Consider the following 25,909-nt stretch of genomic DNA (forward strand, 5'->3'; position numbering starts at 1 on the left):
GCCACTTGTGTTGCGGGCTTAGGGAAGCAACTGCAGTTGGTCCGCCACGACGCGGCCTCGGTGGATCACGGTGCGGTCCGTGCCCCGGTCCATGACTGCGGAGGCGACCGTCTCGCCGTCCACCAGCAGCAGCTCGGCGGGATCCCCGGCCTCAAGGCCCGGCCGGTGCGCGGTCCCCTTCAACCGGGTGGCAGCCGGGTCCAGCACGCTGGCGCCGCCCACGGTGGCGATCGCCAGGCAGTGCTCGATCAGCTCATCCCTGCGGAAACCGTGTGTGAAGGCGAGCTGCCAGGTGCGGTCCAGCATGTCCGTATTGCCGTACGGGGACCAGTAGTCGCGCTGGCCGTCTTCCCCAAGGCCAACCCGGACGCCGGCCTCGGCCAGCAGCGGGAGCGGCAGTTGCCCTGACTGGGCGGGCGCCACGGAGGCCATCGAAACGTCCAACTCCGCGAATTTCTCGATCAGCCGGTGCGTGGTGGCCTCGGAGACGCTGCCCAGCTGGTAGGCGTGGGACATGGTGACTTTGCCCTGCATCCCCAGGGCGCGGGTGCGCTCAAGGACGAGGTCCGTGCTGAAGACGCCGAGCTCGCCGGGCTCGTGGAGGTGGATGTCGATGGGGACCTGATACTTCTCCGCGAGGCCGAAAACGATGTCCAGATGCCGGGCGGGGTCGCGGTCCAGGCTGCACGGATCGATGCCGCCCATGACATTGGCCCCGGCCCTGAGGGCCTCCTCCATCAGCGGCACGGTGCCGTCCTCAAGCAGGAGGCCGGCCTGCGGGAACGCGATGATTTCGACGTCGGCCTGGTCCTTGAACTGTTCCTTGGCCGCCAGGACCGCGTCGAAACGCTCCAGCCGGCAGTCCACGTCAACCTGGGCGTAGGAGCGGACCCGGGTGGTGCCGCGCGCGATCATCCGGCCGAGTGTGCGGTTGACGCGTTCCTGGAGGGGGACCTCGGCTTGGCGCCAGTTCTGCCGGTCATTCATCATCATGGTCCAGACGCCGGGGCCGCCGGTGTGCTCGCGGAACGGCAGGCCGATGCGGGTCGAGTCCAGATGAACATGGACGTCGGAGAAGGACGGGACCAGCAGCCGGCCGCGGCCTTCGACGACGGTTACCGACCCGCCCAGGGGGCCGGACGAGTCCGCCGGCGTTCGAACCGGGTCATGCGGCTCGATGCCGGCGATCTTGCCGTCCTTTAGCAGGACGTCGCTCAGGGCCTGTCCCCAGGGACGGACGGCGCGGATCAGGGTAGTCAATGTAATGCTCCTTTGTGTTGGGTCTATTTCACACCGGCGGGGGCGGCAGCTGCCAGCCCCGCGTGGTGGCAGGCCGGGGCGGCTGGGCCGGCCGACGGGGGAATGTCGCTGATACAGAGCTGCTGCTGGCTCTCGGACAGCGTGCCGAACAGCGGGCAGCGGGTGCGGAAGACGCAACCGCTGGGTGGGTTGGCCGGTGACGGGAGATCTCCGCGGAGCCGGATCTTCACCTGTTGCCGGGCCTCGCGCGGATCGGGCAGCGGCACCGCGGACAGGAGCGCCTGCGTGTACGGGTGCCGGGGAAGGCGGAACAGTTCCTCACGGGGGCCCTGTTCGACAATCTTGCCGAGGTACATGACGGCTACCTGGTGGGAGATGTGCCGGACGACGGAGAGGTCGTGGGCGATGAAGATGTACGCGACACCGGTGTCACGCTGGATCTCCTGGAGCAGGTTGATCACCTGCGCCTGGACGGAGACGTCCAGGGCGGACACCGGTTCGTCGCACACGATCACAGAGGGTTGCAGCGAAATGGCCCTGGCGATGCCCACCCGCTGGCGCTGGCCGCCAGAGAACTCATGCGGAAAGCGGTTGTAATGTTCGGGTTTAAGGCCCACCTGCTCCATGAGTTCCTTGACGCGGTTCTTCAGCCCTGCGGGCGGATTGATCTTCTGCGCCACCATCGGCGCGGCGATCGCGGTACCGACTGTCTGCCTCGGGTTGAGTGACGCGAACGGGTCCTGGAAGATCATCTGTACTTCGCGGCGGAAGCTGTACAGATCCCGCCCGCGCAGCTTGCTGATATCGACGCCGCCGACGACGACCCGTCCGGAGCTGGGGTCCAGCAGGCGGGCGACCATGCGGCCCGTCGTGGATTTTCCGCACCCGGACTCACCCACAAGCCCGAGTGTCTGGCCTCGTTCGAGACTGAACGAGACGCCGTCGACGGCCTTGACCGAACGATGCCCGCCGGAGGAGAAGAGCCCGCCCTTGACGGGGAAATGCTTTTGAAGGTTCTCCACCTGGAGAATTGGCTGCCTGTCCATGGCGGGTCCTAACGCGAAGTCCGGATAGTGATGAGCTGGGGGCTGCTGAGATGGCAGCGCTTGCCGTGGCCAGCCTCCACCAGGAGCTCGGGCCGCTGCTCCCGGCAGACGTCGGCGCCGGCCAGCGCGGCGTAGTCGCACCGGGAGCTGAAGATGCACCCTGACGGCAGGTCAAGCAGCGACGGCGGCTGGCCGGGGATCGGGTTGAGGCGGCCGGAGGTGCCGGCGAGCGTCGGCATGGAATTGAGGAGGCCAAGGGTGTACGGATGCCGGGTGTCGTAGAAGATCTCGTCCACCGGTCCGGACTCGACACATTGGCCGCCGTACATGACAAGCACGGAATCGCAGACCTCGGCCACGACGCCCAGATCGTGGGTGATGAGGATCAGCGCAGAGTTGGTTTCCGCCTGGAGTTCGGCCATGAGGTCCAGGATCTGCGCCTGGACGGTCACGTCCAGGGCCGTGGTGGGCTCGTCCGCGATGAGCAGTTCCGGTTCGCAGATGAGGGCCATGGCGATCATGGCCCGCTGCCGCATGCCGCCGGAGAAATGGTGCGGGTACTCGTCGTAGCGCTGCTCGGGGCTGGGAATCCCCACCCGGCCGAGCATATTGATGGCCGCAGCCCGGGCCTGCTTCTTGCTCGCATGGTGGTGGACGAGGTAGGCCTCGGCAATTTGGTGGCCGACCCTGTAGAACGGGTGCAGTGCCGACAGCGGGTCCTGGAAGATCATGCCGATGTTCCGGCCACGCAGCTGGCGCATCCCCGACTCGGACAGCGTGATGAGGTCCTTGCCTTGGAACAGGGCCTGGCCGGAGACCTGGGCCGAGGTGCCTTTCAGCAGGCCCATCAGTGCCTGGATCGTCACCGATTTTCCGGATCCGGATTCGCCAACGATGCCAAGCGTCTGCCCGCGCTCAAGGGTGAAATCCATGCCGTTGACAGCCGAGACCAGGCCGTCGTCGGTGGGGAACCCCACTGACAGGTTCCGGACGTCCAGGAAGGCGGCGGCCGCGCCGCCGTCCGCTGCAGGGGCTGGCGCGGAGGACGGGAAAGTGCCCGCCGAGCTGGGATGGGTCTGGGTCATTGGAGCCTCACTCGGGGATCGATGGCGGCATAGGCGAGGTCGACGGCGACATTGGCGACGATCACGAAGAAGGCGGCCAGCATGGTGATGGCCATGGTGACGGGCAGGTCGCCGGAAATCGCGGCCCGGACCGCGGTGAACCCGAGACCGGGCACGGAGAAGATCTGTTCGGTGAGGACGGCGCCGCCAAGCAGCAGACCGATGTCCATGCCGAGCATGGTCACGATCGGGGTGATTCCGGCCCGGACGCCGTGCTTGAACGTCACGGTCCGCGGGGCCAGTCCCTTGGCCCGGGCCGTGCGGATGAAGTCCTCACCGAACGTTTCAATCATGTTGGTGCGGGTGACCCGGATATAGGAGGCGCTGAACAGCACGGCGAGGGCAATCCACGGCAGCAGATAGTTCAGCACCCAGGCCCACGGCCCCTGGGAGCCGAACGGGCTGTTGATCTCATTGGTCGTGAACGGCAGGAGATGGAGCTGATTGACAAACACCAGCAGCAGGAACAGGCCCGTGACCGGGATCGGCAGCGAGACGCCCACGGACGCGGCGCCGACGATGAACTTGTCGGTGGCGCTACCTTTCCTGAGGGCTGCGAGCAGGCCGAGACCCACGCCCGACACCGTCCAAAGGACCAGGGCGCCGACTGCCATCGAGAGCGTGTAGGGCAGGGACCGGCTGATGATGTCCGAGACGTTCTCATTCGTCTGGAACGATTTTCCGAGGCAGGGCCACTGGCAGACGGATTCGGCGCCGGGGGCGCCGATCATGCGCGGCGAAACCAGGCCGCGCATGTAGTCGGCGTATTGGATGAAGAACGGCTGGTCCATGCCGAGGGCCACGCGCGCCTCGGCGACGCGTTCCGGCGTGCATTCCTGGCCGCAGGCAGCCGAGGCCGGATCAGCCGGACCCAGCTGGAACAGTGTGAAGGTGATGAAGCTGACGGCTATGAGTAGCAGGACCAGGGAGCCTGTCCGGCGAAGTATGAATCTGATCATTGTGGTTGCGGGCCGCCCGCCTGAAGCCGGGCGGCCCGCGTCTCCTTCTGTGAGGACCGGTTAGTGCTCGACGCCGACGATGGACAGGTCGATGCCGCCGAAGAAGTAGCCCACCTGGGCGTTGCGGACGTTGGAACCGACGACGCTGTTCGTGTGGCTGCGGACGAGCGGAATGATTGGGTAGGTCTTCAGGGCCTTTCCGAACTCCTCGGACCACTTCTTGCCCAGCTCCTCAGACGTCCCCGCGGTGTCCCGCAGCTCAAACATGGCCTTGGATACCTGAGGGTCGAAGTAGCGTGAGGTGTTGGAGAATCCGTAAGTGGTGCCATCGTTGTTCGGGCCGAGGATGGGGTCCGCCGAGGTCCGGATCGAAGCCGGATCGGCGCCCCCGCACCAGCCTGAACGTCCGATGTCCGGCAGCTGCTCGCTGGCCATGACGGAGTAGTAGTTCGGGGCCGGAATCGGCACCAGCTGTACCTCGATGCCCAGGGCCTTGAGGTTTTCCTGGACCACCGTGCCCGTGTTCTTGTAGGCGTCCCGGTTGTTGGCGTAGCCGAAGGTGAGGGACTTGGGGTACGTCTTGCCTTCCAGGAGTTTCTTGGCTTCGTCCAGCTTGGGCTTGCCGCTGGGATCGATCTCCAACTCCTGGGCCACGTAACCGCGCATCTTGTCGTTCAGCGGCGTCTGGGTGAGCTCGCCGAAACGGCGTCCTCCGTACTGGACCAGGATCGACTGGCGGTCCAGGGCAAGCGCAATTGCCTTGCGGACATCCGGGTCCGGGATCTTCTGCGTGTTCAGGCTCAGCACGTCGTTGCAGCCCAGCAGCCCCGAGGCGACCCGGTCCTTGACCTGGGCATCGGCCAGCTTGGCCGAATCCGAGGTCTGCAAGGCACCGTTCGAGTCCAGGGTGATGGCGTTGGTGTCTGCGTTGGCCAGCAGCTGCTGGCTGATGGTGGCCTGAGATGTGGACAGCGAGAAGCTGAAGGTGTCCGGGAGCGCCGGGCGGTTGGCATCCGTCGCGGGATCCCAATGCGGGTTGCGGACGAGCTTGAGCGACTTGCCGCGGTTGTACGATTCCACCATGTAAGGGCCGGACGAGACCGGGTGGTTCGTATAGTCCAGCTTGGTGTCCTTGTCCTGGGGCACAGGAGCGGTGTTGGACCGTGAGGCCAGCGCCGGAAATTCAGCGAACGGCTTCTTCAGGTGGAACACAACAGTGCGCTGGTCCGGGGTCTCGACTGCCTGGAGCACTGCGGCCGGATCCTTGTAGGGTCCTTTGTAGCCGCCGGCGTCGAGCGCGGAATTCAGCTCCTGGGGCGCCTGCGTGTAGACGTCCTGGGCGAAGGTGCGTTCGATGCCGTATTTGACGTCCGCCGATGTGATCGGCCGGCCGTCCTCGAACTTGACGCCGTCCCTGAGCGTGAATGTCCACGTGAGGCCGTCGGCGGAAACCTTCCCAGTGTCCGTGGCGAGGTCCGGGACGATGGTGGGCGGCTGGCCCGCGGTTTCTTTGGCCATGGTGAGCGTCCGGTAGTACAACTGTCCGACATTGGCCGTCTGGACGTAGTTGCTGTTTCCAGGGTCAAGCGTCTGGAAGTCGGAGGACATCAGGACATTGATGTTGCCGCCCTTCGTGGTGAAGCCGGGCTTGACTACCGCCGCGGCCAGCTCCGTCGCTGAGCCGCTGGTTTTGGTGGTGCCCGGCTGTCCCTGGGACGCGGCACAGCCGGTGGCGGCCATGGAGATCAGCACAGCAAGTGCCAGCACTCTGGATGGGTATTTCATGGTTCTCCTCATACGGGGTGGGTGATGGTGATGGGTGCTAGTGGCGTGATGCTTTGGGGTCCAAGGCATCACGAACGGCGTCGCCGAGCAGGTTGAACGCCAGGACAGTGACGATCAGCATGGCGCCGGGGACGGCCAGGAACCATGGATCGCTGAGGTACCAGTTGCCGGACTGGGCGGCGTTGAGCATCTGGCCCCACGACGGCGTCGGGTCCTTGACGCCGACGCCGAGGAAGGACAGTGCGGCCTCCGCGGAGATGTTGGTGGGGATGAGCATGGTGGCGTAAACCAGCACGACGCCCATCACATTGGGGATGATCTGCCGAAACAGCACGCTGAGGTGGGAGGCGCCGAACGAGCGGGCCGCCTCAACAAATTCACGCTCCCGGAGGCTGAGGACCTGGCCCCGGACGATCCGGGCAAGATACGCCCAGCCGAAGAACCCCAGGATGATTACCAGCGAGGCCATGGGCAGGAAGCTGCCCTGGCCCAGAGCGGTGCCGCGCAGCCGGGACTGAAGGATGGGCGTCAGTGAGAGCACCAGCAAGAGGTGCGGGAAGGCGAGGAAAAGATCCATGATGCGGCTGATGATCGCGTCCGTCTTGCCTCCGAAGTAGCCGGCCGCCGCGCCGAGCACAGTGCCAAGGACAACCGAGACGGCGGTTGACAGGAGGGCGATGGTGAGGGAGACCTGACCACCAAAGGCAAGCCGGGCGAACAGATCCCGCCCGAGCCCGGGTTCTACCCCCAGCCAGTGCTGCCCAGAGGGATACATGTAGCCGGGAAGTGGCAGGCCCGGGGTTTCGAAGTCATCAAGCACGTCGGGGCTGGTGTTGGAGGTGAAGGGATCATTTCCGGACCAGGCACTGAGGAAAGGCGCGAGGACGGCAAATAGCATGATTGCCACCACGACACAGAGGCTGAGCAGGGCGATCTTGCTCCTGCGGATCCTTAGCCAGGCCGTGGCCAGCAGCGACCGTGCGTCGGCGGGGACAGCCCTGAGGGTGGTTTGGGCGCCGGGGGACAAGGGGCGGCTCGCGCCGTCGTCGCTGTCGGCCGGGAACGGACTCGCAGCAGTTGGTTCGGCACCGGACTGAAGCTGGGTCATCGGGAACGCTCGATTCAGGGTCCAAGGAGCAAGCTCCATCATTTTGTATACCAAGCAAAGATTAGAGCACCATTTGTGCGATGTAAATCACAAATTGGTGAGATCTGGAATACCAGAGAATGTTGTTGGTCTGGGTTCCACTGCGAAGTGGCCAGCCTGCCCTTCCCTTCGGCAAGGCACTGGGGCCGGGACCGCGGGAGGCATTGAAGGTGCCCGGAACCGACAGTCGGGCACGTGTATGCTCAGGTGGAACGCCGGGCGGCGCCGTCCGCCAGGGCCACGGGGTGAGTGATGAATGGCGGTGTGAGTGTGGTTGAACCGAAGGGGGATGCGCTGAACGGTCGGGACGACGAGGTCCGGGCTGAAAACGTGTATCAGTTGGTCCTTGAGGGCATTGTGGCCGGCAAATATGAGCAGGGAACGCGGCTGCGCGAACGGGAACTATCGGAACTGCATAACGTGTCAAGGATTCCCGTGCGGGAGGCCATCCAGCGCCTCGAACAGGACGGCTTCGTTGAGACCTTCCCCCGCAGGGGTGCGGCGGTCAGGCGGCTAACGCTCACAGACGTCAACGAACTCTTTGACGTCCGGCTCTGCCTTGAAACATTCGCTGCCCGGATGGCGGCAGTCCGGGTTGCGGGGGGCGAAAACGGCATGCGCCTGCAGGAACTGGTGGACCAAACACGGCTCGCCATCGACAGCGGCCGGACGGCGGACGTCGCGAGCCTCAGTGCGGAATTCCACGCCGAGATAGTCCGGCTTTCAGGCAACCGTCTGCTGGTCGAATCGGTCAAGCCACTCTTCGGCCGAATGCGCTGGATCTTCGGTCTGGCTCACAACCGCAGCAATGAACTCCAACGCGACGAACATGTGGAGCTCTGCGACGCTATCCTCAAGGGCCGTCCGGACCTGGCCTATGCGCTGGCCTACTCACATATCGAGTTGGGCCGTGAGCCGGTGCTTGCCGGGCTCGCCCAAACGCTAGCCCCTTGAGGATCGGCGACGCGTAGCCACATTCACGGCACCGCCCGGCCCTTCCGGGTCAGCAAGCTGCGCCCGTGGCTGGAGGCCCGTCACCCGAGCAGATCGTCCTCATAGCACCAGCGCCAGTTTTCGCCCGGTTCAATGCTCCGCATCACCGGGTGGCCCGTGGCGTCGAAGTGCCTGGAGGCGTGCGTTCCGGGCGAGGAATCACAGCACCCCACGTTGCCGCAGGCCAGGCACATCCTGAGGTGGACCGTCGTCGTGCCTTCCCGGGCGCAGTCCGCGCAATAAGCGTCGCGGGGCACGTCCGGGGACGTGGCGGACTCCAGGTGCCCGCAGATCCCGCCCGGCCGCGCGATGCCTTCCCCGCCTCCCTCGCCGGATGTGTCCAGCTCGTTCAGCGCGACGTCGAGCATTGATTCCTCAATGTCCAGCTGGTCCAGGACGGCGCTGAGGATCTCGTGGGCGTACTCGCCCCCGCTCCGCAGCTCCAGTACCTTGGCCCGCTCCGCGTCCAGCATGGCAAGGCGCAGCTGGGCGTAGCGCTGGCTCGGGGTGGCCGCTTCCGACGACGGCCGGCCGAGCCGTTCCCAGGCCGCCAGGCCGCGTTCCTGCGTGCGCCGTTGCAGCATGGCCACGACCTCCGGCGGATCGCTGTCAGTGCGGAGTTCCTGCAGGCGCTCCACCCCGGCGGCGGTAGCCAGTTGCATCAGGGAGGCCTGGTTCAGGGCGTCCTCGCGCTGGTCTGGGCCCTGCAGCCGCAGCAGCCGAACCATGGCCGGGAGGGTGAAGCCCTGGAGCGCCAGGGTGCCGCCGACCACCACCATGGCGGCCAGGATCAGCACCGTCCGGTGTTCCAGGTCCGCGGGCAACACCAGCACCGCGGCCAGGGTCACCACCCCGCGCATCCCGGCCCAGGACACGATTGCCGCGAACTGCCACGGCGGGGCGGGGTCATTCCGGCGCACGGCGGGGACCAGCCGGGGGAGATAGGTCGCGGGGAACACCCAGACCGGCCGGAGCACCAGCACCGCCAGCAGGATCACGGCGCAGCCGGTCCAGATCCGGGCGGCCCCCAGCGAGTCATCCTGGACGCCTTCAATGATGGTCCGGACCTGCAGGCCGATCAGCAGAAAGACGGAATTCTCCAGCAGGAACTGCACCGTGTTCCAGTTGCTGCGCTGGCTCAGGCGGGCGGCGCCGTTGGGCATGGACGGCGCCTTCGTGCCCATCACCAGGCCGGTGACGACGACGGCGAGGACCCCCGAGGCGTGGATCGCTTCGGCCGGCAGGTACGCGACAAACGGCGCCATCAGTGACGTCGAAGTATTGATCGCGACGTTCCGGATCCGCTTGCGGAGCTCCGTCAGGACGTAGGCCGCGGCCAGTCCAACCACCAGCCCGCCGCCGGCCGCAACCAGAAATCCGCCGGCAACCCCTGCTGCCGAGACGGACCCGGCGATGGCGGCGATGGCAGCGCGTAGGCAGACGAGGGCCGTCGCGTCGTTGACCAGCGACTCGCCTTCGAGGATGCTGACAATCCTGCGCGGCATGCCGACCTTGCGGGCGATCGCAGTCGCGGCCACGGCGTCCGGCGGCGCGACCACGGCGCCGAGGGCGATGGCGGCGGCCAGCGGGATCTCCGGAAACAGCCACCACACCACCAGGCCCACGGTGATGGTGCCGAAAATGACGTAGCCGACGGAGAGCAGGCCGATGGCGCGGCGGTTGGAGCGGAAGTCGAACAGCGAGGTCCGCAGCGCGGCGGCATAGAGCAGCGGCGGCAGGAGCCCCACCAGGACCAGTTCGGGATTCAGCTCGATCCGCGGGACGAACGGCAGGAAGGAACCCGCAACGCCGGCCAGCACCAGCAGCAGCGGGACGGAGACATTGAGCTTCCTGCCCAGCGCGCTGCCGGCACACACCACCGCCACGAGAACCAGCAGTCCCAGGGCGACGTCCATTGTGCCATTCTGTCAGGTGCGGGGAGGGGCTCCCCGCACGGGTTCCCTAAACGAGGCTGTCTTCCTTCGGATGCTGGGCCGATTCACCGGCGTGGGCCGGAACGTTCCGGACCTGACGGGCCTGGACGTGGTGGCCGAAGGGGTTGAAGCGGCTCTGGCCCACGTCGGCGAATTCGTAGGCGCTCTCCGCGTGTTCGGAGCGGTCCACCCCGGAGAATTCGGCTTCGCGGCTCACCCGGAAGCCGATGGTCTTGTGGATGGCAAGCCCGATGGCCGCCGTCGCAAACCCGGACAGCAGTACGGTGAGGACGACGGCGACCAGCTGGGCGATCAGCTGCTGGATCCCGCCGCCGTAGAACAGGCCGCCGCCGGCGCCGTCGACAGGCAGGGCGATGAAGCCCAGCGCGAGCGTGCCGACCAGCCCGCCGCCGAGGTGGACGCCGACGACGTCGAGCGAGTCATCGAAACCCAGCTTGTACTTCAAGTCGACAAACACGGTGCAGGCGGCACCCGCCAGTAGGCCCAGACCGATGGCGGCGACCGGGCTGACATTGGCGCAGGAGGGGGTGATCGCGACCAGGCCGGCGACGACGCCGGACGCGGCGCCGAGTGAGGTGGGGTGCCCGTGCCGGATCTTTTCCGTGACCAGCCAGCTGAGCATGGCTGCGGCCGGGGCGGCCAGGGTGTTGATCCAGATCAGGCCGGCCTGCTCCGCCGTCGTCGCGGCGCCGGCGTTGAAGCCGAACCAGCCGAACCACAGGATGCCGGCTCCCAGCATGATGAAGGGAATGTTGTGCGGGCGGTGGGCGGGGTCCTTGCCGAAGCCGTGGCGATTGCCCAGGATCAGGACCAGGACCAGCGCGGCGGTGCCGGAGCTGATTTCGACCACCGTGCCGCCGGCGAAATCGATCACTTGCCCGAAGACCGAACTGACGGCCCCGTGCTGGCTCATCAGGCCGCCGCCCCAGACCATGAAGGCGAGCGGGCAGTAAACCAGGGTGACCCAGACGGGCACGAAGAGAGCCCACGAGGTGAACTTGGCGCGGTCGGCGATGGCGCCGCTGATCAGGGCCACGGTGATGATGGCGAACGTGGCGCCGTAGCCGGCCCTGATCAGTTCCGGGGAGCCGAGGAGGCTCTGCAGGCCGAAGCTGGCGAACGGATCACCGAAGATGCCCAGAACGCCGTGCCCACCCGTCATGGAGTAGCCCCACAGGATCCAGACGACGCCGACGATCCCCGCGGAGACGAAGCTCATCATGATCATGTTGAGCGAGGCTTTCGCCCTGGTCATGCCGCCGTAAAAGAGGCCGAGTGCCGGGGTCATCAGCAAGACGAGCCCTGCCGATACCATCACCCAGACGTTTCCCGCAGTGAGTTCCACCTGCGTGTCCCTTCTCCACAATTCGCCATGCCGGTGCGCATCGCCGCCGGCCCCCAGTCCGGGTTCAATGCTCCCGGATTCGTGTTTCCGGGAGTCGGGCGGAACGTTGCAGGGAAGTTACGGGAATTGTGCCGGCGTGACGATCACGTAACGGCCATGTTTCAGGGACGTTAGCAGGTGCTCACTGCGGGGTGAGGTCAGAACATCGTGAGCTGGGTCAGGTAGCCGTAGTACTGCGAGTCGGCAGGGCGGAGCGGGTCACCCTCGAAGCCATGGCCGTGGTGCTTCTTGTTGGAGTCCTCGGCCCGGTCCAGGAATTCCTCCATCACCTCTTTGCCTGAGCCATGGCAGACCTTCTTGCTGATGCACAGGGCCACCGAGCCTGCCACGGCGGGACTTGCGAAGCTCGTTCCGGCGTTCACGCTGTAGCCGGGCGTCGTCGCCAGCGGAGCTGTCGACAGCATGCAGACGCCGGGTGCTGCGACGGTGTGGCGCTTGTCCCGGGAATGTGTGGCGAAGTTGGAGAAGAGCGCTGGGTGGTCGTCCAGTTGTCCGATGGCGGCCCACTTTTCAGTCCCGCAGACCGGCGCGGCCAGTCCGCCGGGACGTCCGTCGAAGTCCGCGATGGCGGTCGCGGTGAGCACCTCCCGATAGGCCGCCGGTACGGTTCCGGCGAGGTCGGCAGTATCGTTTCCGGCCGCGACGGCATATGCGACTCCGGCCTTGACCGAGCGGCAGATCGCGTAATGCATCGGATCCGTGCCGCGCCCGCAGTCAGGAGTGTCGCTGCCCGGGCCGCCGATGCTGATGTTGGCAACCTCGATGTCGTTGCTGCGGTTCTTGTCCTTGCGCGTCGAAGTCACCCAGTCGATGGCGCAAATCAGGCTCTCCTCGGTGATTCCGAGGGCGTCGTTGACCACCCGGACGGACCACAGCGGTGTGCCGGGAGCCGTGCCGATGATCCCGATATTGTTGTTCCGGGCGCCGATGATGCCCGCCACGGAAGTCCCGTGGCCCATGACATCAACGGGGGTCACCTTGACCGGCGTCCCCGAGGAGCAGTCAATGCCGCCCCGCACGTTGAGGTCCGGGTGGGTGCCGTCGATCCCGCTGTCGATGACTGCCACATTCACGTCGACAGAACCGCTACGGTTGTCACCGTCATCCCGGGCCTTGTCCATGTTGCCGCCCATGCGCAGCCACCAGAAAGGGGCGACCTGGGTGCTGGGCGGTTCCGGGTCTCGAGGCTTGTCAAAGTGCCGGCCCAGCGAGACGAACTCGACGTCGGGTTCAGCCGCGACGGCCTGCGCCTCGGCCGCCGTCATCGTGCCCGCGTACCCATTCACCGCGTAGCTGTAGACCCTGGCGGCGGCGAAACCGAATTTGCCCTGGTGTGCGGCCGCAACCGCAGCCGCATCCGGCACGGTGTCCTTGAGGACCACAATGTAGCTTTGCTTCGTCTCGGCCCCGAGCGATGGGGCTGCAGCCACAATCCCGCCGCCGGCAGCCAACGCCATCGCAGCAAGAGCCCCCAGCATCCGCCGGTACCACGCGCCATGCGTCGGTGGATAAGCGGTACTCCAGCGCCGGCGCGGCCACACCGCAGCCGATGATGCTTGCGTTCGGGCAAAATGACTGCGGACTCGGCTGTGCATCGTGGCCTCCCATTAAGCGTCTTCGCTATCGAGTGCCCCCCTCCCTACGATGGTAGGCCCTTTGAAAAACCTTGGACAGCTTTGGGACCGGCAAAAGAGGGGCGCAGATCGAGGGCGCGGCTACTGGGCGGCGGCGTGCTCCGCGTCTTCAGGCCCGACGAACCGGCAGGAGCCCCGGTGACGCTCCGGCTCCGTGCAGGTGCGGCCGGTGGGGAGGTGGACGTTGGCGCAGCGGCCAGCCAGGGCGATGTCCTCGCGGACATGGAGACTGCTCAGGTCGGGCCGGGTTTCACCCTGCCGATGTGTGCGGGGGCTGTCGAATGCGTTTTTTTCTTGACTATTCATGTCTGCGTGACTCCTTGGAGTGGCTGCTGCTTTGCATGAGGTTAGACAGTCTCGGTTGAGTCCGATGCTCAAGTGTCACATGGGCGTACGGATTACGCAGCCGTTAGATCCCGCGCACGTCACGCCATGCGGCCCCACTTCACGTTCCCAGCCAGCGCTGCTCGAAATCCGGATGATCAACGTAGGGCAGCGCCAGGGCGTTGAGGGAAAGTGTGGTCCATTCGATGGCTTCCGGGATCCACGGCGTGTCGCCCTCGGGGTGGCGGACCATCGCCGCCAGGGCGGCCTGGCGGGCGGATTCCACAATGCCGATCAGCCGTTTCTTGGCTTCGCATTCGAGCAGGACGCGGCGTTCGTACCATTTGCCCGACTCGGAGACGGACCTGTCATTAAGCAGATTCCGCGCCGCAGCCTCGTCTTCTGCGATGCGCTGGGACAGGAATTCGACAACGTCCACAAAATGAGATTACGCGTCTCCTCTGTTCCGCGGATATCTGCGGGTGGATACGCTCCAGAGCGAGACCGGGCAAGGTCCGTGCCTCGACGCGTCCTATGAGGAACGGGTCGTGAGCGTTCCTGACCTCAGCTTGGACCCGCGCTGGCCCGATTTTTCCCGGCCGGCCTTCGAACTCGGGGCGCGGAGCATGCTCACCTTCCAGCCCTTCGTGACGGAGAAGTGCTGATTCCGCGTCCGGGGCTGCTTCCGTTGCCCGCAGCGACCGGAATTTCCAGGTAGGCCTGATCGTCCCGCCAACTGCTGTGTGTGCCGAGGTGCTTGCTCAGCCGCTGCATCCGCTGGGCGATTTCCCGGGCGTCCCGACGCGCCAGCCGGACCTGGAAATCGCTGATGAGCGTCGGGTGCAGCCGCAGCGAGCGGGGCACGGCAGCGTCGGTGTCCAGCAGGAAGATGAACGACTGATCGTTGCGTTCCACCGGGTCCACGGCATAGTCGTCCACGAAGTCCCCGGCGCTGTAGATGATGGGACGGTTCCGGAAGAGCTCGACGCCGCGGAAGATGTGCGGCGAGTGCCCGTAGACGACGTCGGCCCCGGCCTCTATCAGGGCGTGCGCCAGGTCCCGGTGTTCGGACGGCACCTCCGAACCCCAGTTCGGCCCCCAATGCGCGGACACAATCAGCAACCCGGTCCGGGCCTTGGTCCGCCGGACAAGATCCAGCAGCTCCCCGACCCGGCGGTCCCCGTCCACCACCGGGACGTAGTACACCCCTGGTTCGTGGTCCGCCTCCCAGCCGGGCTGGTTGTCGGTGAAGGCAATGAGTCCGACGGCGGTGCCGGTGGCCCGCCGCACCGCCGGCCGGCGGGCCGCGTCCCGGTCCATCCCGGCGCCGGCATGCAGGATGCCGGCCGCATCGAGTGCAGGCGGCATCTCCCGGAACGCGTCGGCCCCGAAGTCCAGCACATGGTTGTTGGCCAGGGAGACCAGATCGATTCCGGCTGACCGCAGGCTCGCCACATTTTTGGGATCGGAGCGGAAATGGAAAACCTTCCCGGCCTCCGGCTCGCCGCCGGCGGCGAGCACGCATTCGAGGTTGGCGACCCGGAGGTCAGCGCGGGCCAGCACCGGGAGCGTGTCTCCCCAGGGATAGGCCGGCGGCGCCTTCTTCAGCCGGTCATTCACCAGCCGGCCCAGCATGACGTCGCCCAACAACGCGATCAACATGACCCACTTGCCCGTTCAGGCTCCAAGAACGCGGGCGCGGACGGTCAGGATTCGTAGTTTTCCACCTGATCGACGGGGCGGGGTTCCGCCTCGTCGGGGTTCTCGCCATACTGACGTTTCGCCCGCCGCTGCCGGAGGAGGTCCCAGCACTGGTCTAGATCCTCCTGAAGGCTCGTGAGCCGTGCGTGATCGGGGCCGTGCTCGTAGTCAGGGGAGGAGGAGGGTGCCTTTTCGCGAAGCGCCTGCTCTTCCTCTACCAAGGCTGAGATACGTTGCAGGATGTGCTGTTCGTCCATGACGGCCTTCTTTCTGCGTAGCGTTCTTCCGCCAGCGTAGTAAGGCGGAGGTGTGGTGGCCAGAGCACCAGCCTTGTTTCATCATCAGCTTGCTTATTATTTTGGTGCTCCCTAGGGTTGGGGTGTAAGCCATCACAGTTGGCGCGGGGTCACATGAACGGCGAAACGGCCTTCTGGACCCTCGTCCGGCCTGAGGAGGACAAATGTCAGAGCACAACATTGCAGGCAAGAAGGTCGCGTTTCTGCTGACGGACGGCGTGGAGCAGGTGGAGCTGACCAGCCCGTGGAATGCCGTGAAGGAAGCCGGCGGAGAACCCACCCTGGTGGCGCCCAAGAGCGGCAAGCTGCAGGGCTACCACGGCACTGACAAGGGCGAGAAGTTCGACGTCGACCTCACCGTTGCCGAGGCCAACGCCGCCGACTTCCATGCCCTGGTGATCCCCGGCGGCGTCGTCAACGCCGACCACCTCCGCGCCAACAAGGATGCCCAGGCGTTCACCCGCGCCTTTTTCGAACAGCACAAGCCGGTTGCCTCGATTTGCCACGGACCCTGGCTGCTGATCGACGCCGGCGTCATCAGCGGACGGAGCGTCACCTCCTACCACACGCTCAAGACGGACCTGAGGAACGCCGGGGCCAACTGGAGTGACGAGGAAGTGGTGGTGGACCAGGGCCTCGTGACCAGCCGGAACCCGCACGACCTGCCCGCCTTCAACGACAAACTGCTGGAAGAGATCGCAGAGGGCGAGCACGCCGGCCAGACGGCCTAAACCGCCACACACTTCCGGCCGCACGCTCAGGACAGGGACCGACGCCGGCACGTGCCGGCGTCGGTCCCCGCCCGTCGGCCCCCTGACGGCACCAGTTCCGGGCCGCGGGCACTGGCGCAGGGAACCCCTACCCAGTCCGTCCGAAGTGGGGCAGGATATGCCCTGTAACTGCACCCGTCCCGTCGCGGCCCTGCGGTATCGCGGCGGGCGTCCCGAAGCTGCAAGGAGTCCGGACATGACCACGCTCAACCCCTACCTTGGTTTCCGCGATAACGCGAAAGATGCCATGACCTTCTACCAGACCGTGTTCGGTGGTGACCTGGCCATGAGCACCTTTGGCGAGTACCACGCCAGCGAAGACCCGGCCGAGCAGGACAAGATCATGCACGCCATGCTGACCACGCCCAAGGGCATGGTGCTGATGGGCGCCGATACGCCCAACAGCATGGACTTCACCCCCGGCAGCAACTTCTCGGTGTCCCTGAGTGGCTCCGAGGAGGCCGAGCTGCGGGGCTACTTTGACAAGCTGTCCGACGGCGGCACCGTGTCCATGCCGTTGGAGAAGGCGCCTTGGGGTGACATCTTCGGCATGTGCAAGGACAAGTTCGGCGTCGACTGGCTGGTCAACGTCGGGCCCGAGCCGGGTCAGACCCCGGCTGCCACATAGCGCCCGCCGTTGCCGTAGCCGCCGCGGCCGCGGGCTCAGTCCGGACTTGAATCCGTGGTGAGGCCGCGGTCATCGGCGGTCTGCTCATCCTGCTCTTCCGCCGGGCCGGTCGCCTTCTTGGCGCCCCGGTCCTCGACGGCGGCCTGCTGCTCGGTGGCGCCGGACCCCTTCGGGGCGGCGGAACCCTCCCCACGGCCTGCCGGGCCTCCGCCGGCCTGGGCCTCTCCCTCGACGCCGTCTTTGACGATGTCCTCTGGTTCCTTGGATCCGGTGCTCATCGATTCCTCCCGTTGCGTCCGTTGCGTCCGAACTGCCATTGTTTGAGCGCGGCTGTCCGTCCCAAAGTTACAGGCGCCGGCATTCCCGGTACAGCAAGGGGACTGCGTTCGACCCGGCGGTCTACTCCTCCGACCGGCGTTGAACCGGCCCAGGACGGCGGCGAAGGCCGCGACCTCCTCCGCACTCCAGTCCTTGAGCCGGGCCGTCACGACGCTGCGCTGCGCCTCGACGGAGCGCGCGCGCAGCTGCCGCCCGCGTTCGGTGAGCAGGAGAATCCGGCCCCGGCCGGCGTCGTTCTCCTGGGGTGCGTACTCCACCAGACCGAGCTCCATCAGGGAGGTGAGCTGGCGCGAGATGGTGGAGCGGTTCAACTGGAAGTCGGCGGCAATGTCGGTGGCCCGGCAGCCCGGCGTGGTCCCGATGAAGGTCAGGAGTGAGTGCTCCATGGCCAGCGCGGCCGTCATTGCCGGCGACGCCGGCGCTGACCCTGCTGTTCGTCATGCTTAACTTCACGAGCTCGGGCGGCATCTTCACCGCCGACATGCTGCCGCCGTTCTTCGCCGGGCTGAACTCCTTCTGGAACGGCTCGGCCTGGCTCCATGCGGCCCAGACCCTGAGCTATTTCCCGGGGCAGGACTTCTGGACCGAGGGGCTCAAGCTGGGGCTGTGGGCCGCTGCCGGCGCCGTCCTGGTCACGCTGACGCACCAGTGGAGCCTGCGCCGCACGCGCCTCGCCGATGAACTGGCGAGGGTCCGCGAAGAGGAAGAGGGCATCGCAGCCTGAACGCTGCCCCGACCGCCCCGGTGATGTATTCCCCTCGTGCTGGAGCTGCGGTTATCCTGAAGAAGGCCAGGGCACCGCATGACCGCGTCCATCCTTCCTGGTCCAGAGAGGCCTGCAATGACCGAGAAACTGCACCTCACACCGGAAGACGCATTCCCCGATGATCTGAGCAAGGTGAGGGACAAGGATCTGCAGGTGCTCGACAGCCAGGTCCAGCGCCAACTGGACTACGAATACGTTGCCGAGGGTGAACCGAATCCGGAGACCGAATTCAGGCACTATGACCTCGACGAGGAGTTCAGCGAGCGGGACAAGCGGGACGACTAGCCGGAGCTTCGGTCAGTATGCGGGCTGGACGATGATCAGCGGCCCTGCGTTGAGGCGCACAGAACAGAAACGAGTCCCACCATGAACAGGCCCGTCCGCTTCGAGGTCGAGGCCGCAGGCCATCTCGGCCACGTGTTCGCTTCCCGCCGGCCGCCAGTCAACACCGCCTACGCCGGTCCGGACGCGGCGCCGCCAGCGCCCGCCGTCTTGCTCGTCCATGGGATCGGCGTCTCGCACCGCTATCTGCGACGCCTCCACGGGGTGCTCGCCGGGTCCGTCGACACCTACTCGATCGACCTGCCGGGATTCGGCGCCACGCCCAGACCGGAGCAGGTCCTCACGGTCGCGGTCCACGCCTCGTACATCTTGGGCGCCATGGAGCAGCTCGGTGTGCTGGAGTTCATGATCGTCGGGCACTCGATGGGAACCCAGTTCGCCGTCGAGGCCGCACTCCAGCAGCCGGAACGGATTCCCTACGTGGTGCTGATGGGGCCGGTCGTGGACTCCAAACGCCGCACAGTGTTGCAGCAGGCCCTGGCGCTGGGCCGCGACAGCCTGTTCTTTGAAAGCCCCTCCTCGAACGCCCTCGTCTTCACGGACTACCTGCGTTGCGGGCCGAGCTGGTACCTCAAGACCTTGCGCGTCATGATGGACTACCCGACGGAACAGAGGGCCGCCGGGGTCGCGGCTCCGGTTCTCGTGCTGCGCGGCGCCAGTGATCCGGTGGCCTCCGCGGACTGGTGCCGCCGGCTGGCGGACCGGGCCCCCAACGGCACGCTGCTGGAAATCCGGGGGACCGGTCACGTCGTACAGCACAACCGCGCCACCGAGGTGGCCGAGGCCATCATGTCCTTTGCCGGACTTCCCGGCGCGGCCAGCCAGGCCCCCCAGGAATTCACGGCATGAGCGGCGCACTGCGGCCGGCACGCTGGTGGGCGCAGGACTATCTTTACGCCCTCGGCCGGCAGCTGCGCAGCGCCGTTACCCGGACCCGCGCGGATGAGTTCCTCAGCGGTGCCGGCCGTCCCGTCGTCGTGATTCCGGGAATCTACGAGGACTGGCGCTTCATGCTGCCGCTGGTCAGGCGGCTGCACGAGGCCGGGCACCCGGTGCACGTGGTGACCGTGCTGCAGCGGAACCGGCTCGCCGTGCCCAAAGCTGCCGAGCTGATTGCCGCCTACATCCGCGGGCAGGGCCTCGAGGAGGTGATGATCGTTGCGCACAGCAAGGGCGGGCTGATCGGGAAGTACGCGATGATGTCCCTGGACCCGGAAGCGCGGATCAGCGGCATGGTGGCAATATGCTCGCCATTTTCCGGTTCCCGGTATGCGGCTTTCATGCTCCTGCCCAGCCTGCGCGCCTTCTCGCCGCAGAACGCGGTCACGGTCCAGCTCTCGCGGGAGGAGCTCGTCAACGAACGCATCACCTCCGTCTACGGGCTTTTCGATCCGCACATCCCCGAAGGCAGCGTGCTGCCGGGTGCCCGGAACGTCCAGCTGGGGACCGGCGGGCATTTCCGGATACTGGCCAATGAGGACACGATCCGCACCATCCTGGCGGCGACGGCAACCTAGCTCTCGAAATGCGTCCGGTCCGGGCCCGGCGGATTTCGGCCCGGGGCGACCGCGGGGCCGAATCCGGGCACAAAGGCCCTCACGTCCCGGTGGCTCCTGACCCATAGTGGAAGGGAGCGGCCACCTGGTCAATGCCCTGCCCGCGGAGCGCACGCCGGGCCGAGGCCACGGCCGACGCCTCGACTGGAAAGCCAGACAGATGAGCATTTTCGAAGACAGGGTCGACGCCGGTCGGCAGCTCGGAAGGCGGCTGGCGGAATTGCGCGGACAGGACCTCGTTGTCCTGGGCCTGCCCCGCGGCGGGGTTCCCGTCGCCTTCGAGGTTGCAGCGGCCCTGGACGCGCCCCTGGACGTTATCGTGGTGCGGAAACTCGGACTTCCCTACCAGCCCGAGCTTGCCATGGGAGCAATCGGGGAGGGCGGCGCCCGGGTGCTTGAAGAACACGTACTCGCGCATTCCCGGGTGTCAGAGCAGGAGCTGCAGGCCGTCGAGGCGCACGAACGGGCCGTGTTGGAGAACCGGGTGGCCCGGTTCCGGAAGGGCAGGACCCGCCAGGACCTCACCGGCCGGATCGCGGTGATAGTCGACGACGGCATCGCCACCGGCTCCACCGCCCGCGTCGCCTGCCGGGTTGCCCGGAAGCTCGGCGCCGCCCGAGTCATCCTCGCCGTGCCGGTCGCCCCGGACGACACCCTCGTGAGCCTGACCGAGCCGGACGAAGTGGTCTGCCTGGCCACACCCCGGCTGTTCTCCGCTGTCGGCTACCACTACCGCGACTTCTCACCGACCGAAGACGACGAGGTGGTGCAGCTGCTCGACGCCGCCGCCAAGCGCCTGCAGGACTCAGATCCGGCGTCCCGCAACCCGGCGAACGCCGGTGCCCGGCATGCCGTGGATTTCGACGAGGAAGTGGAGATCCCGTCCCGCGGTGTGCGGCTCCAGGGCCAGCTGCACCTGCCCGTTCCGGCGACGGGAGTGGTGCTGTTCGCGCATGGAAGCGGCAGCAGCCGGCACAGCCCGCGGAACCGGCTCGTGGCGGGTGTGCTCCAGCAGGCAGGTCTCGGCACCTTGCTGCTGGACCTGCTGACCCCCGGGGAGGAACGCCACCGCGCCAACGTCTTCGACATCGAACTGCTGGCCCGCCGGCTGTCGTCGGCCACGGACTGGCTCGCCATGAGGGAAGACGCCGCGTCCTGCACCGTCGGCTACTTCGGTGCGAGCACCGGCGCCGGGGCTGCGCTGTGGGCGGCCTCCGAACCTGCCGCGAGAATCGGAGCCGTCGTGTCCCGCGGCGGGCGGCCGGACCTGGCCGGTCCGCGGCTTTCAGCAGTGAGGGCGCCGACCCTCCTGATCGTGGGCAGCTTCGACTACGACGTGCTGGGGCTCAACCGGAAGGCGAAGGCGATGATGCGCTGCCCCAACCAGCTGGCTGTCGTCCAGGGCGCCACCCATCTCTTCGAAGAGCCGGGCACGCTGGCGGCCGCCGCCATTCTCGCGAGGGACTGGTTTGTCCGGTACCTCTTGACCTCTGCCGACACCATCTAGACCAGCAGAACGAGCCCGGCCAGGACCGCCGGGAGGACGTTGTGATCTTCCCGGTGCCACCCAGAGGAGTACTGATGAGAGTTGCTGTTACCGGAGGAAGCGGAAAGCTGGGACGGAGCGTTGTCCGTCGGCTGAGCGAGGACGGGCATGAGGTCACCAACCTGGACCGCACCGGTGTGCGGGGACAGGGCTTCACCGAGGTGGACCTGCGTAACTACGGCCAGGTGGTGGACGTGTTCCTGGGTCTGGAGGACCGCCATGCCGGCTTCGACGCCGTCGTGCATCTCGCCGCGATCGCTGCCCCCGGGCTTGCCCCGGACGCCGCCACCTTCGAGAACAACATGCAGGCCACCTACAACGTGTTCCAGGGGGCCCGCCGGGCCGGGATCAAAAAGATTGTGTACGCCTCCAGCGAGACGGTACTGGGACTGCCGTTCGACGTCGACCCTCCCTACATCCCCGTGGACGAGGAATACCCGGCGCGGCCGGAAAGCACGTACTCGCTGGTCAAGCATCTTGAGGAGCAGATGGCCATCCAGCTCACCCGCTGGGACCCGGAACTGAGCATCACAGGCCTGCGGTTCTCCAACGTCATGGACCCGGAAGACTATGAGGAATTTCCTTCCTTCGACGCCGACGCGAATCTGCGCAAGTGGAATCTCTGGGGCTACATTGACGGCCGCGACGGCGCCCAGGCCGTGGCCCGCGCCCTGGAGCATGCCAAGCCGGGCTTCGAGGCGTTCATCATCGCCAACGCGGACACCGTGATGGGCCGCTCGAGTGCCAGCCTCGCCGCGGAGGTGTTCCCCAACGTGACGGTGGTTAAGGATTTGGGCGAGCACGAGACCATGCTCTCGATCGACAAGGCGAAACGGCTGCTGGGCTATGCCCCGGAACACAGCTGGCGGACCTACCACCCGAACCGCACCACCCCCACGGAAGACTGACCCCCACAACCTGAGGAGTTCCATGCAATACCGCACTTTGGGACACAGCGGCGCTGTCGTCTCCAGCTACGCGCTGGGCACCATGACCTTCGGCGCCGAAGCAAGCGAGGAGCACTCCCAGGCCATCCTTGATGACTACCTCGCGGCGGGCGGCAACTTCATCGACACTGCCGATGTCTACAGCGCCGGCACGTCCGAGGAGATTATCGGACGCTGGCTGGCCACGCGGACGGACGCCCGGGACCGGGTGGTGCTGGCCACCAACGGCCGCCTCCCGATGGGCAAGCTCCCCAACGACGTCGGCACCTCCCGCCGGCACCTGGCCCGCGCCCTGGATGACTCGCTGCGCCGGCTGGGCGTCGAGCAGATCGACCTGTACCAGCTGCACGCCTGGGACCCGATCACGCCGCTGGAGGAGACCCTCCGGTTCCTGCACGACGCCGTCAGCAGCGGGAAGATCGCCTACTACGGGTTTTCGAACTTCCTCGGCTGGCAGCTGACCAAGGCGGTCCACGTGGCGAAGGCGCACGGCTGGAGCGCCCCCGTGACGCTGCAGCCGCAGTACAGCCTGCTGGTCCGCGAGATTGAATCCGAGATCGTGCCCGCCTCGCTCGACGCCGGGATCGGCCTGCTGCCCTGGTCGCCGCTGGGCGGAGGCTGGCTCTCCGGCAAGTACAAGCGCGACCAGCCGCCCGCCGGGGCCACGCGGCTGGGCGAAAACCCGGACCGCGGCATGGAGGCGTGGAAGGCCCGTAACGCCGATCCGCGCACCTGGGAAGTCATCGAGGAAGTCGAGGAGATCGCCGGTCGGCACGGCGCGAGCGCCTCACGGGTGGCACTGGCGTGGCTGGTGGACCAGCCTGCCGTGACCGCCGTGATCCTCGGTGCCCGCACCACTGCCCAGCTCGCCGACAACCTTGCGGCAGCGGAGCTCCGGCTCACGGAAGGGGAGATGCTGCGGCTGAACGAGATCAGCCGGCCGCGCGTCGGGGTCTATCCCTACGGGCCGATGGCCCAGGAGCAGCGCAGCCGGAAGCTCGACGGCGGCCGCTGAAAGAGCAACGAGGGGTCACTTAGCGCCTATCCAACTGCCGTGGATGGGCGCGGAGTGACCCCGCGTTGTGGCTCCGGGCGGTTCCGCCGTTCTGCCTGCTGGTGGTAGCTGGACCAGATATCGCCCATTTCCTCGGTGGACTGCTCCACGATCCGGCTCATCGCGGCGTGGGCCGCGTTCGCCTCGCCACGCTGGATGGCGCTGGCCACATCCACATGCAGCTGGAGGGCCTCGTGGTGCGGCAGGTGCGGCATCAGGCCGTGCTCGGTGCGCCCGGTCAGCACTTCAGCCACCAGGTTGTGCAGCTGTGAAAACATGGGGTTCCCGGAGGCTTTGAGCACCGCCGCGTGGAACTCGATGTCCAGCCGGAGGAATTCGTCGTGGTCCCCGCGCTGGCCCGCGGCCCACAGCCGCGCGGCCTGGGAGACGAGGTCGCTGCCGGCGTCCAAGGAGGCGCGCTCGGCCGCGAGCCGGGCAGCCTGCGGTTCGATCGCGCCGCGGAGTTCGTTGAGCGCCTGCAGTTGTTCCAGCCGTTTGGAAGAGGCGAGGCGCCAGCGGATCACCTGCGGATCGTAGGCGTTCCAGGAGTCTTCCGGCTGCACCACAGTGCCCAGCCGCCGTCGTGATTCCAGCATGCCCTTGGAAGACAGCACACGGGTGGCTTCCCGGACCACCGAGCGGGACACTCTGTGCTGCGTCTCTAGCTCGTCCAGGCGCAGGATCGAATGCGGCGCCAGGGTCCCCTCGGCAATCGCGAGCCCCAGGTTCTGGACCAGCACGGAATGCAGGTCAGCTGAGGACTCCGCCTTTGGGGTTTTCATAAATAAATCATACGGGTGAGCGCAAGGGTCTTGTTTAAGTCTGCTTTATTTCTCTATGATCGCTTTCAGAGCAGATGTAAAGATGCATCTGCAGATGGCTGGGCGTTGACCGCCGGCCCTGAAAACCAAGGGAGTCGTAATGAAGCGACGTTCAATCGTCAAGTACGCGGCCGTCGCCGCGGCCTTGTCACTGGGGCTCACCGCCTGCAGTGGCGGCAGTGGCAGCAACGACGCCAAGGCAGCAGGCACCGTCCGGGTCACGCTGGCCAACCACGTCTGGACCGAAGGCATCAAGGCAGCCATCCCGGAATTCGAGAAGTCCAGCGGCCTCAAGGTCGAGCTGACCCAGCTCGGCGAAGACCAGCTCTCCGATCAGTACAACGTCAAGCTCAACGCCGGCAGCGACGAGATCGACGTGATGATGTACCGCCCGCTGCAGGAGGGCAAGGCATTCGCCAAGAACGGCTACCTCGCGGACCTGACGTCCAAGGTGTCCTCGGACTCGACGTGGGACTGGAAGGACTACCAGGAGGGCCCGGTCAAGGCCACCACCGTTGACGGCAAGGTCGTGGGCGTCCCGATCATCACCGAACGCGAAGTGCTCTACTACCGCAAGGACCTGCTGCAGGCCGCCGGCCTTGAGGTTCCCAAGACCATGGAAGAGCTCGAAGCGGCCGCCAAGGCCATCAAGGCTTCCTCACCGGAAACCGCAGGCTTCGTGGCCCGCACCGGCAAGTCCGCCGCGGTCACCCAGTTCTCCAGCTTCCTGTACAGCTTCGGCGGCGACTTCACCGACTCCAGCGGCAAGTCCGCCGTCAACTCCGACGCCGCCAAGAAGGCCTACGCGTTCTACGGCGGCCTGATCCGCAACTACGGCCCCGCCAACGTCAGCACCGACATGAGCTGGCCCGAGGCGATGGCCATCTTCACCCAGGGCAAGGCCGCCTTCTACACCGAGGCCGACTCGCTCTACAAGAACGCCACCGACCCGGCCAAGTCCAAGGTCGCTGACACGGTTGGTTTCGCCGCCCTGCCCGCCGGCCCGGCAGGTTCCAAGCCGTACAACATCCCGTCGTGGGGCCTGGCCGTGAACCAGGCTTCGGGCAACCAGGACAACGCCTGGAAGTTCATCCAGTGGGCCACGAGCAAGGAACGCACCCTGGCAGCACAGAAGGCCGGTGTCCCCGGACCCCGCGCCTCCGTCTGGTCTGATGCCGAGGGAACGTCCACTTACCCGAAGGACCTCGCCGAGGCCATTGCCGCCAGCGCCAAGAACGGCGTCGGGCATGACCGTCCCGAGGTTGTCACCGTAGGCAAGGCCCGCGAAATCGTGGGCGGCCCGATCGTTGCCAGCATCACCGGTGCTGACGCGTCCGCCGCTGCTGACACGGCCCACGAGGCGTTCCAGGCGTTCCTGGACACCGAAAAGAAATAGCGCGCCTGGCGCGCTACGCGCCAGCACTCAACAGCCCGCCACTCAACAGCCCGGCGGGACGGCAGCCCTGTTGCCGTCCCGCCGCGGCCCGCTCTTCACTTCACCCCCAACTCCT

Annotated in this window: 26 protein-coding genes; 11 read left to right on the forward strand and 15 right to left on the reverse strand. The window is 66.6% G+C overall.

The window, feature by feature from the left end; genetic code table 11:
• Positions 1-18: 18 nt before the first annotated feature.
• The 6 genes from ACVWZ8_RS10860 to ACVWZ8_RS10885 are packed head-to-tail and all read right to left on the reverse strand — an operon-like array spanning position 19 to position 7,282.
• Entirely contained in the window at positions 19-1,260 is a 1,242-nt protein-coding gene (locus ACVWZ8_RS10860) for an amidohydrolase (RefSeq protein ID WP_456504642.1), read from the reverse strand.
• Positions 1,261-1,283: 23 nt separating this feature from the next.
• The gene (locus ACVWZ8_RS10865; protein ID WP_456504643.1) at positions 1,284-2,306 is read right to left on the reverse strand and encodes an ABC transporter ATP-binding protein; all 1,023 of its coding nucleotides are present in this window, start codon (positions 2,304-2,306) and stop codon (positions 1,284-1,286) included.
• A gap of 8 nt (positions 2,307-2,314) precedes the next feature.
• Positions 2,315-3,391 carry an ABC transporter ATP-binding protein gene (locus tag ACVWZ8_RS10870; RefSeq protein WP_456504644.1) on the reverse strand — a complete coding sequence of 359 codons (1,077 nt, stop codon included), beginning with the start codon at positions 3,389-3,391 and terminating at the stop codon, positions 2,315-2,317.
• A complete protein-coding gene (locus tag ACVWZ8_RS10875; RefSeq protein ID WP_426979308.1) occupies positions 3,388-4,389 on the reverse strand; it encodes an ABC transporter permease in 1,002 nt (333 codons plus the stop codon). The genes ACVWZ8_RS10870 and ACVWZ8_RS10875 overlap by 4 nt, the downstream gene beginning before the upstream one ends.
• Positions 4,390-4,449: 60 nt before the next feature.
• A complete protein-coding gene (locus ACVWZ8_RS10880) occupies positions 4,450-6,174 on the reverse strand; it encodes an ABC transporter substrate-binding protein (RefSeq protein WP_456504645.1) in 1,725 nt (574 codons plus the stop codon).
• Positions 6,175-6,211: 37 nt separating this feature from the next.
• Positions 6,212-7,282 (reverse strand): ABC transporter permease, encoded by a 1,071-nt coding sequence (locus ACVWZ8_RS10885; RefSeq protein ID WP_426979306.1) that lies wholly within the window; start codon positions 7,280-7,282, stop codon positions 6,212-6,214.
• 309 nt (positions 7,283-7,591) lie between these two features.
• Here ACVWZ8_RS10885 and ACVWZ8_RS10890 point away from each other — a divergent pair, with 309 nt between their 5' ends.
• Positions 7,592-8,275, forward strand: a complete 684-nt coding sequence (locus ACVWZ8_RS10890) for a GntR family transcriptional regulator (RefSeq protein ID WP_456504646.1) — start codon at positions 7,592-7,594, stop codon at positions 8,273-8,275.
• A gap of 80 nt (positions 8,276-8,355) precedes the next feature.
• Here ACVWZ8_RS10890 and ACVWZ8_RS10895 read toward each other — a convergent pair whose 3' ends face one another.
• The 7 genes from ACVWZ8_RS10895 to ACVWZ8_RS10925 form a co-directional block, all read right to left on the reverse strand.
• Complete coding sequence (locus tag ACVWZ8_RS10895) at positions 8,356-10,230, reverse strand: Na+/H+ antiporter (protein WP_456504647.1); 1,875 nt, start codon at positions 10,228-10,230, stop codon at positions 8,356-8,358.
• Between the two features lie 46 nt (positions 10,231-10,276).
• Positions 10,277-11,614, reverse strand: a complete 1,338-nt coding sequence (locus tag ACVWZ8_RS10900; protein ID WP_426979303.1) for an ammonium transporter — start codon at positions 11,612-11,614, stop codon at positions 10,277-10,279.
• Between the two features lie 197 nt (positions 11,615-11,811).
• The gene (locus tag ACVWZ8_RS10905) at positions 11,812-13,152 is read right to left on the reverse strand and encodes a S8 family peptidase (RefSeq protein ID WP_456504648.1); all 1,341 of its coding nucleotides are present in this window, start codon (positions 13,150-13,152) and stop codon (positions 11,812-11,814) included.
• 237 nt (positions 13,153-13,389) lie between these two features.
• A complete protein-coding gene (locus ACVWZ8_RS10910) occupies positions 13,390-13,614 on the reverse strand; it encodes a hypothetical protein (RefSeq protein WP_426979301.1) in 225 nt (74 codons plus the stop codon).
• 139 nt (positions 13,615-13,753) lie between these two features.
• On the reverse strand, positions 13,754-14,071 hold the full coding sequence (locus tag ACVWZ8_RS10915; protein WP_426979300.1) for a DUF6221 family protein: 318 nt from the start codon (positions 14,069-14,071) through the stop codon (positions 13,754-13,756).
• A 191-nt stretch (positions 14,072-14,262) separates the two neighbouring features.
• Positions 14,263-15,294 (reverse strand): CapA family protein, encoded by a 1,032-nt coding sequence (locus ACVWZ8_RS10920; protein ID WP_426979299.1) that lies wholly within the window; start codon positions 15,292-15,294, stop codon positions 14,263-14,265.
• A 44-nt stretch (positions 15,295-15,338) separates the two neighbouring features.
• A complete protein-coding gene (locus ACVWZ8_RS10925) occupies positions 15,339-15,590 on the reverse strand; it encodes a DUF2630 family protein (RefSeq protein ID WP_426979298.1) in 252 nt (83 codons plus the stop codon).
• 203 nt (positions 15,591-15,793) lie between these two features.
• Between ACVWZ8_RS10925 and ACVWZ8_RS10930 the strand changes: the two genes are divergently transcribed.
• Together ACVWZ8_RS10930 and ACVWZ8_RS10935 are read left to right on the forward strand one after the other, a co-directional pair.
• Complete coding sequence (locus ACVWZ8_RS10930; protein WP_426979297.1) at positions 15,794-16,360, forward strand: type 1 glutamine amidotransferase domain-containing protein; 567 nt, start codon at positions 15,794-15,796, stop codon at positions 16,358-16,360.
• A gap of 235 nt (positions 16,361-16,595) precedes the next feature.
• Positions 16,596-17,027, forward strand: coding sequence for a VOC family protein (locus tag ACVWZ8_RS10935; protein ID WP_426979296.1), 432 nt, complete (start codon positions 16,596-16,598; stop codon positions 17,025-17,027).
• A gap of 35 nt (positions 17,028-17,062) precedes the next feature.
• Here the strand turns inward: ACVWZ8_RS10935 and ACVWZ8_RS10940 are convergent, their stop codons facing one another.
• The gene (locus tag ACVWZ8_RS10940) at positions 17,063-17,770 is read right to left on the reverse strand and encodes a MarR family winged helix-turn-helix transcriptional regulator (protein WP_426979295.1); all 708 of its coding nucleotides are present in this window, start codon (positions 17,768-17,770) and stop codon (positions 17,063-17,065) included.
• Between the two features lie 35 nt (positions 17,771-17,805).
• Between ACVWZ8_RS10940 and ACVWZ8_RS10945 the strand changes: the two genes are divergently transcribed.
• From ACVWZ8_RS10945 to ACVWZ8_RS10975, 7 genes are all read left to right on the forward strand, one after another.
• Positions 17,806-18,090 carry a hypothetical protein gene (locus ACVWZ8_RS10945; RefSeq protein WP_456504649.1) on the forward strand — a complete coding sequence of 95 codons (285 nt, stop codon included), beginning with the start codon at positions 17,806-17,808 and terminating at the stop codon, positions 18,088-18,090.
• Positions 18,091-18,207: 117 nt separating this feature from the next.
• Positions 18,208-18,417 carry a hypothetical protein gene (locus ACVWZ8_RS10950; RefSeq protein ID WP_426979293.1) on the forward strand — a complete coding sequence of 70 codons (210 nt, stop codon included), beginning with the start codon at positions 18,208-18,210 and terminating at the stop codon, positions 18,415-18,417.
• Positions 18,418-18,498: 81 nt separating this feature from the next.
• On the forward strand, positions 18,499-19,323 hold the full coding sequence (locus ACVWZ8_RS10955) for an alpha/beta fold hydrolase (RefSeq protein WP_426979292.1): 825 nt from the start codon (positions 18,499-18,501) through the stop codon (positions 19,321-19,323).
• Positions 19,320-19,991 (forward strand): esterase/lipase family protein, encoded by a 672-nt coding sequence (locus tag ACVWZ8_RS10960; RefSeq protein WP_456504650.1) that lies wholly within the window; start codon positions 19,320-19,322, stop codon positions 19,989-19,991. Before ACVWZ8_RS10955 ends, ACVWZ8_RS10960 begins: the two co-directional genes overlap by 4 nt.
• A gap of 199 nt (positions 19,992-20,190) precedes the next feature.
• On the forward strand, positions 20,191-21,537 hold the full coding sequence (locus tag ACVWZ8_RS10965) for a phosphoribosyltransferase family protein (RefSeq protein ID WP_426979290.1): 1,347 nt from the start codon (positions 20,191-20,193) through the stop codon (positions 21,535-21,537).
• Positions 21,538-21,611: 74 nt separating this feature from the next.
• The gene (locus ACVWZ8_RS10970) at positions 21,612-22,484 is read left to right on the forward strand and encodes an NAD-dependent epimerase/dehydratase family protein (protein WP_456504651.1); all 873 of its coding nucleotides are present in this window, start codon (positions 21,612-21,614) and stop codon (positions 22,482-22,484) included.
• Positions 22,485-22,506: 22 nt separating this feature from the next.
• Entirely contained in the window at positions 22,507-23,538 is a 1,032-nt protein-coding gene (locus ACVWZ8_RS10975) for an aldo/keto reductase (protein ID WP_426979288.1), read from the forward strand.
• 26 nt (positions 23,539-23,564) lie between these two features.
• Here the strand turns inward: ACVWZ8_RS10975 and ACVWZ8_RS10980 are convergent, their stop codons facing one another.
• A complete protein-coding gene (locus tag ACVWZ8_RS10980) occupies positions 23,565-24,359 on the reverse strand; it encodes a FadR/GntR family transcriptional regulator (RefSeq protein ID WP_426979287.1) in 795 nt (264 codons plus the stop codon).
• Positions 24,360-24,498: 139 nt separating this feature from the next.
• On the opposite strand from ACVWZ8_RS10980, the gene ACVWZ8_RS10985 reads away from it, so the two are divergent.
• Complete coding sequence (locus ACVWZ8_RS10985) at positions 24,499-25,794, forward strand: ABC transporter substrate-binding protein (RefSeq protein ID WP_426979286.1); 1,296 nt, start codon at positions 24,499-24,501, stop codon at positions 25,792-25,794.
• Positions 25,795-25,909: the final 115 nt, after the last annotated feature.

Source organism: Arthrobacter sp. UYCu723 (assembly GCF_054059215.1).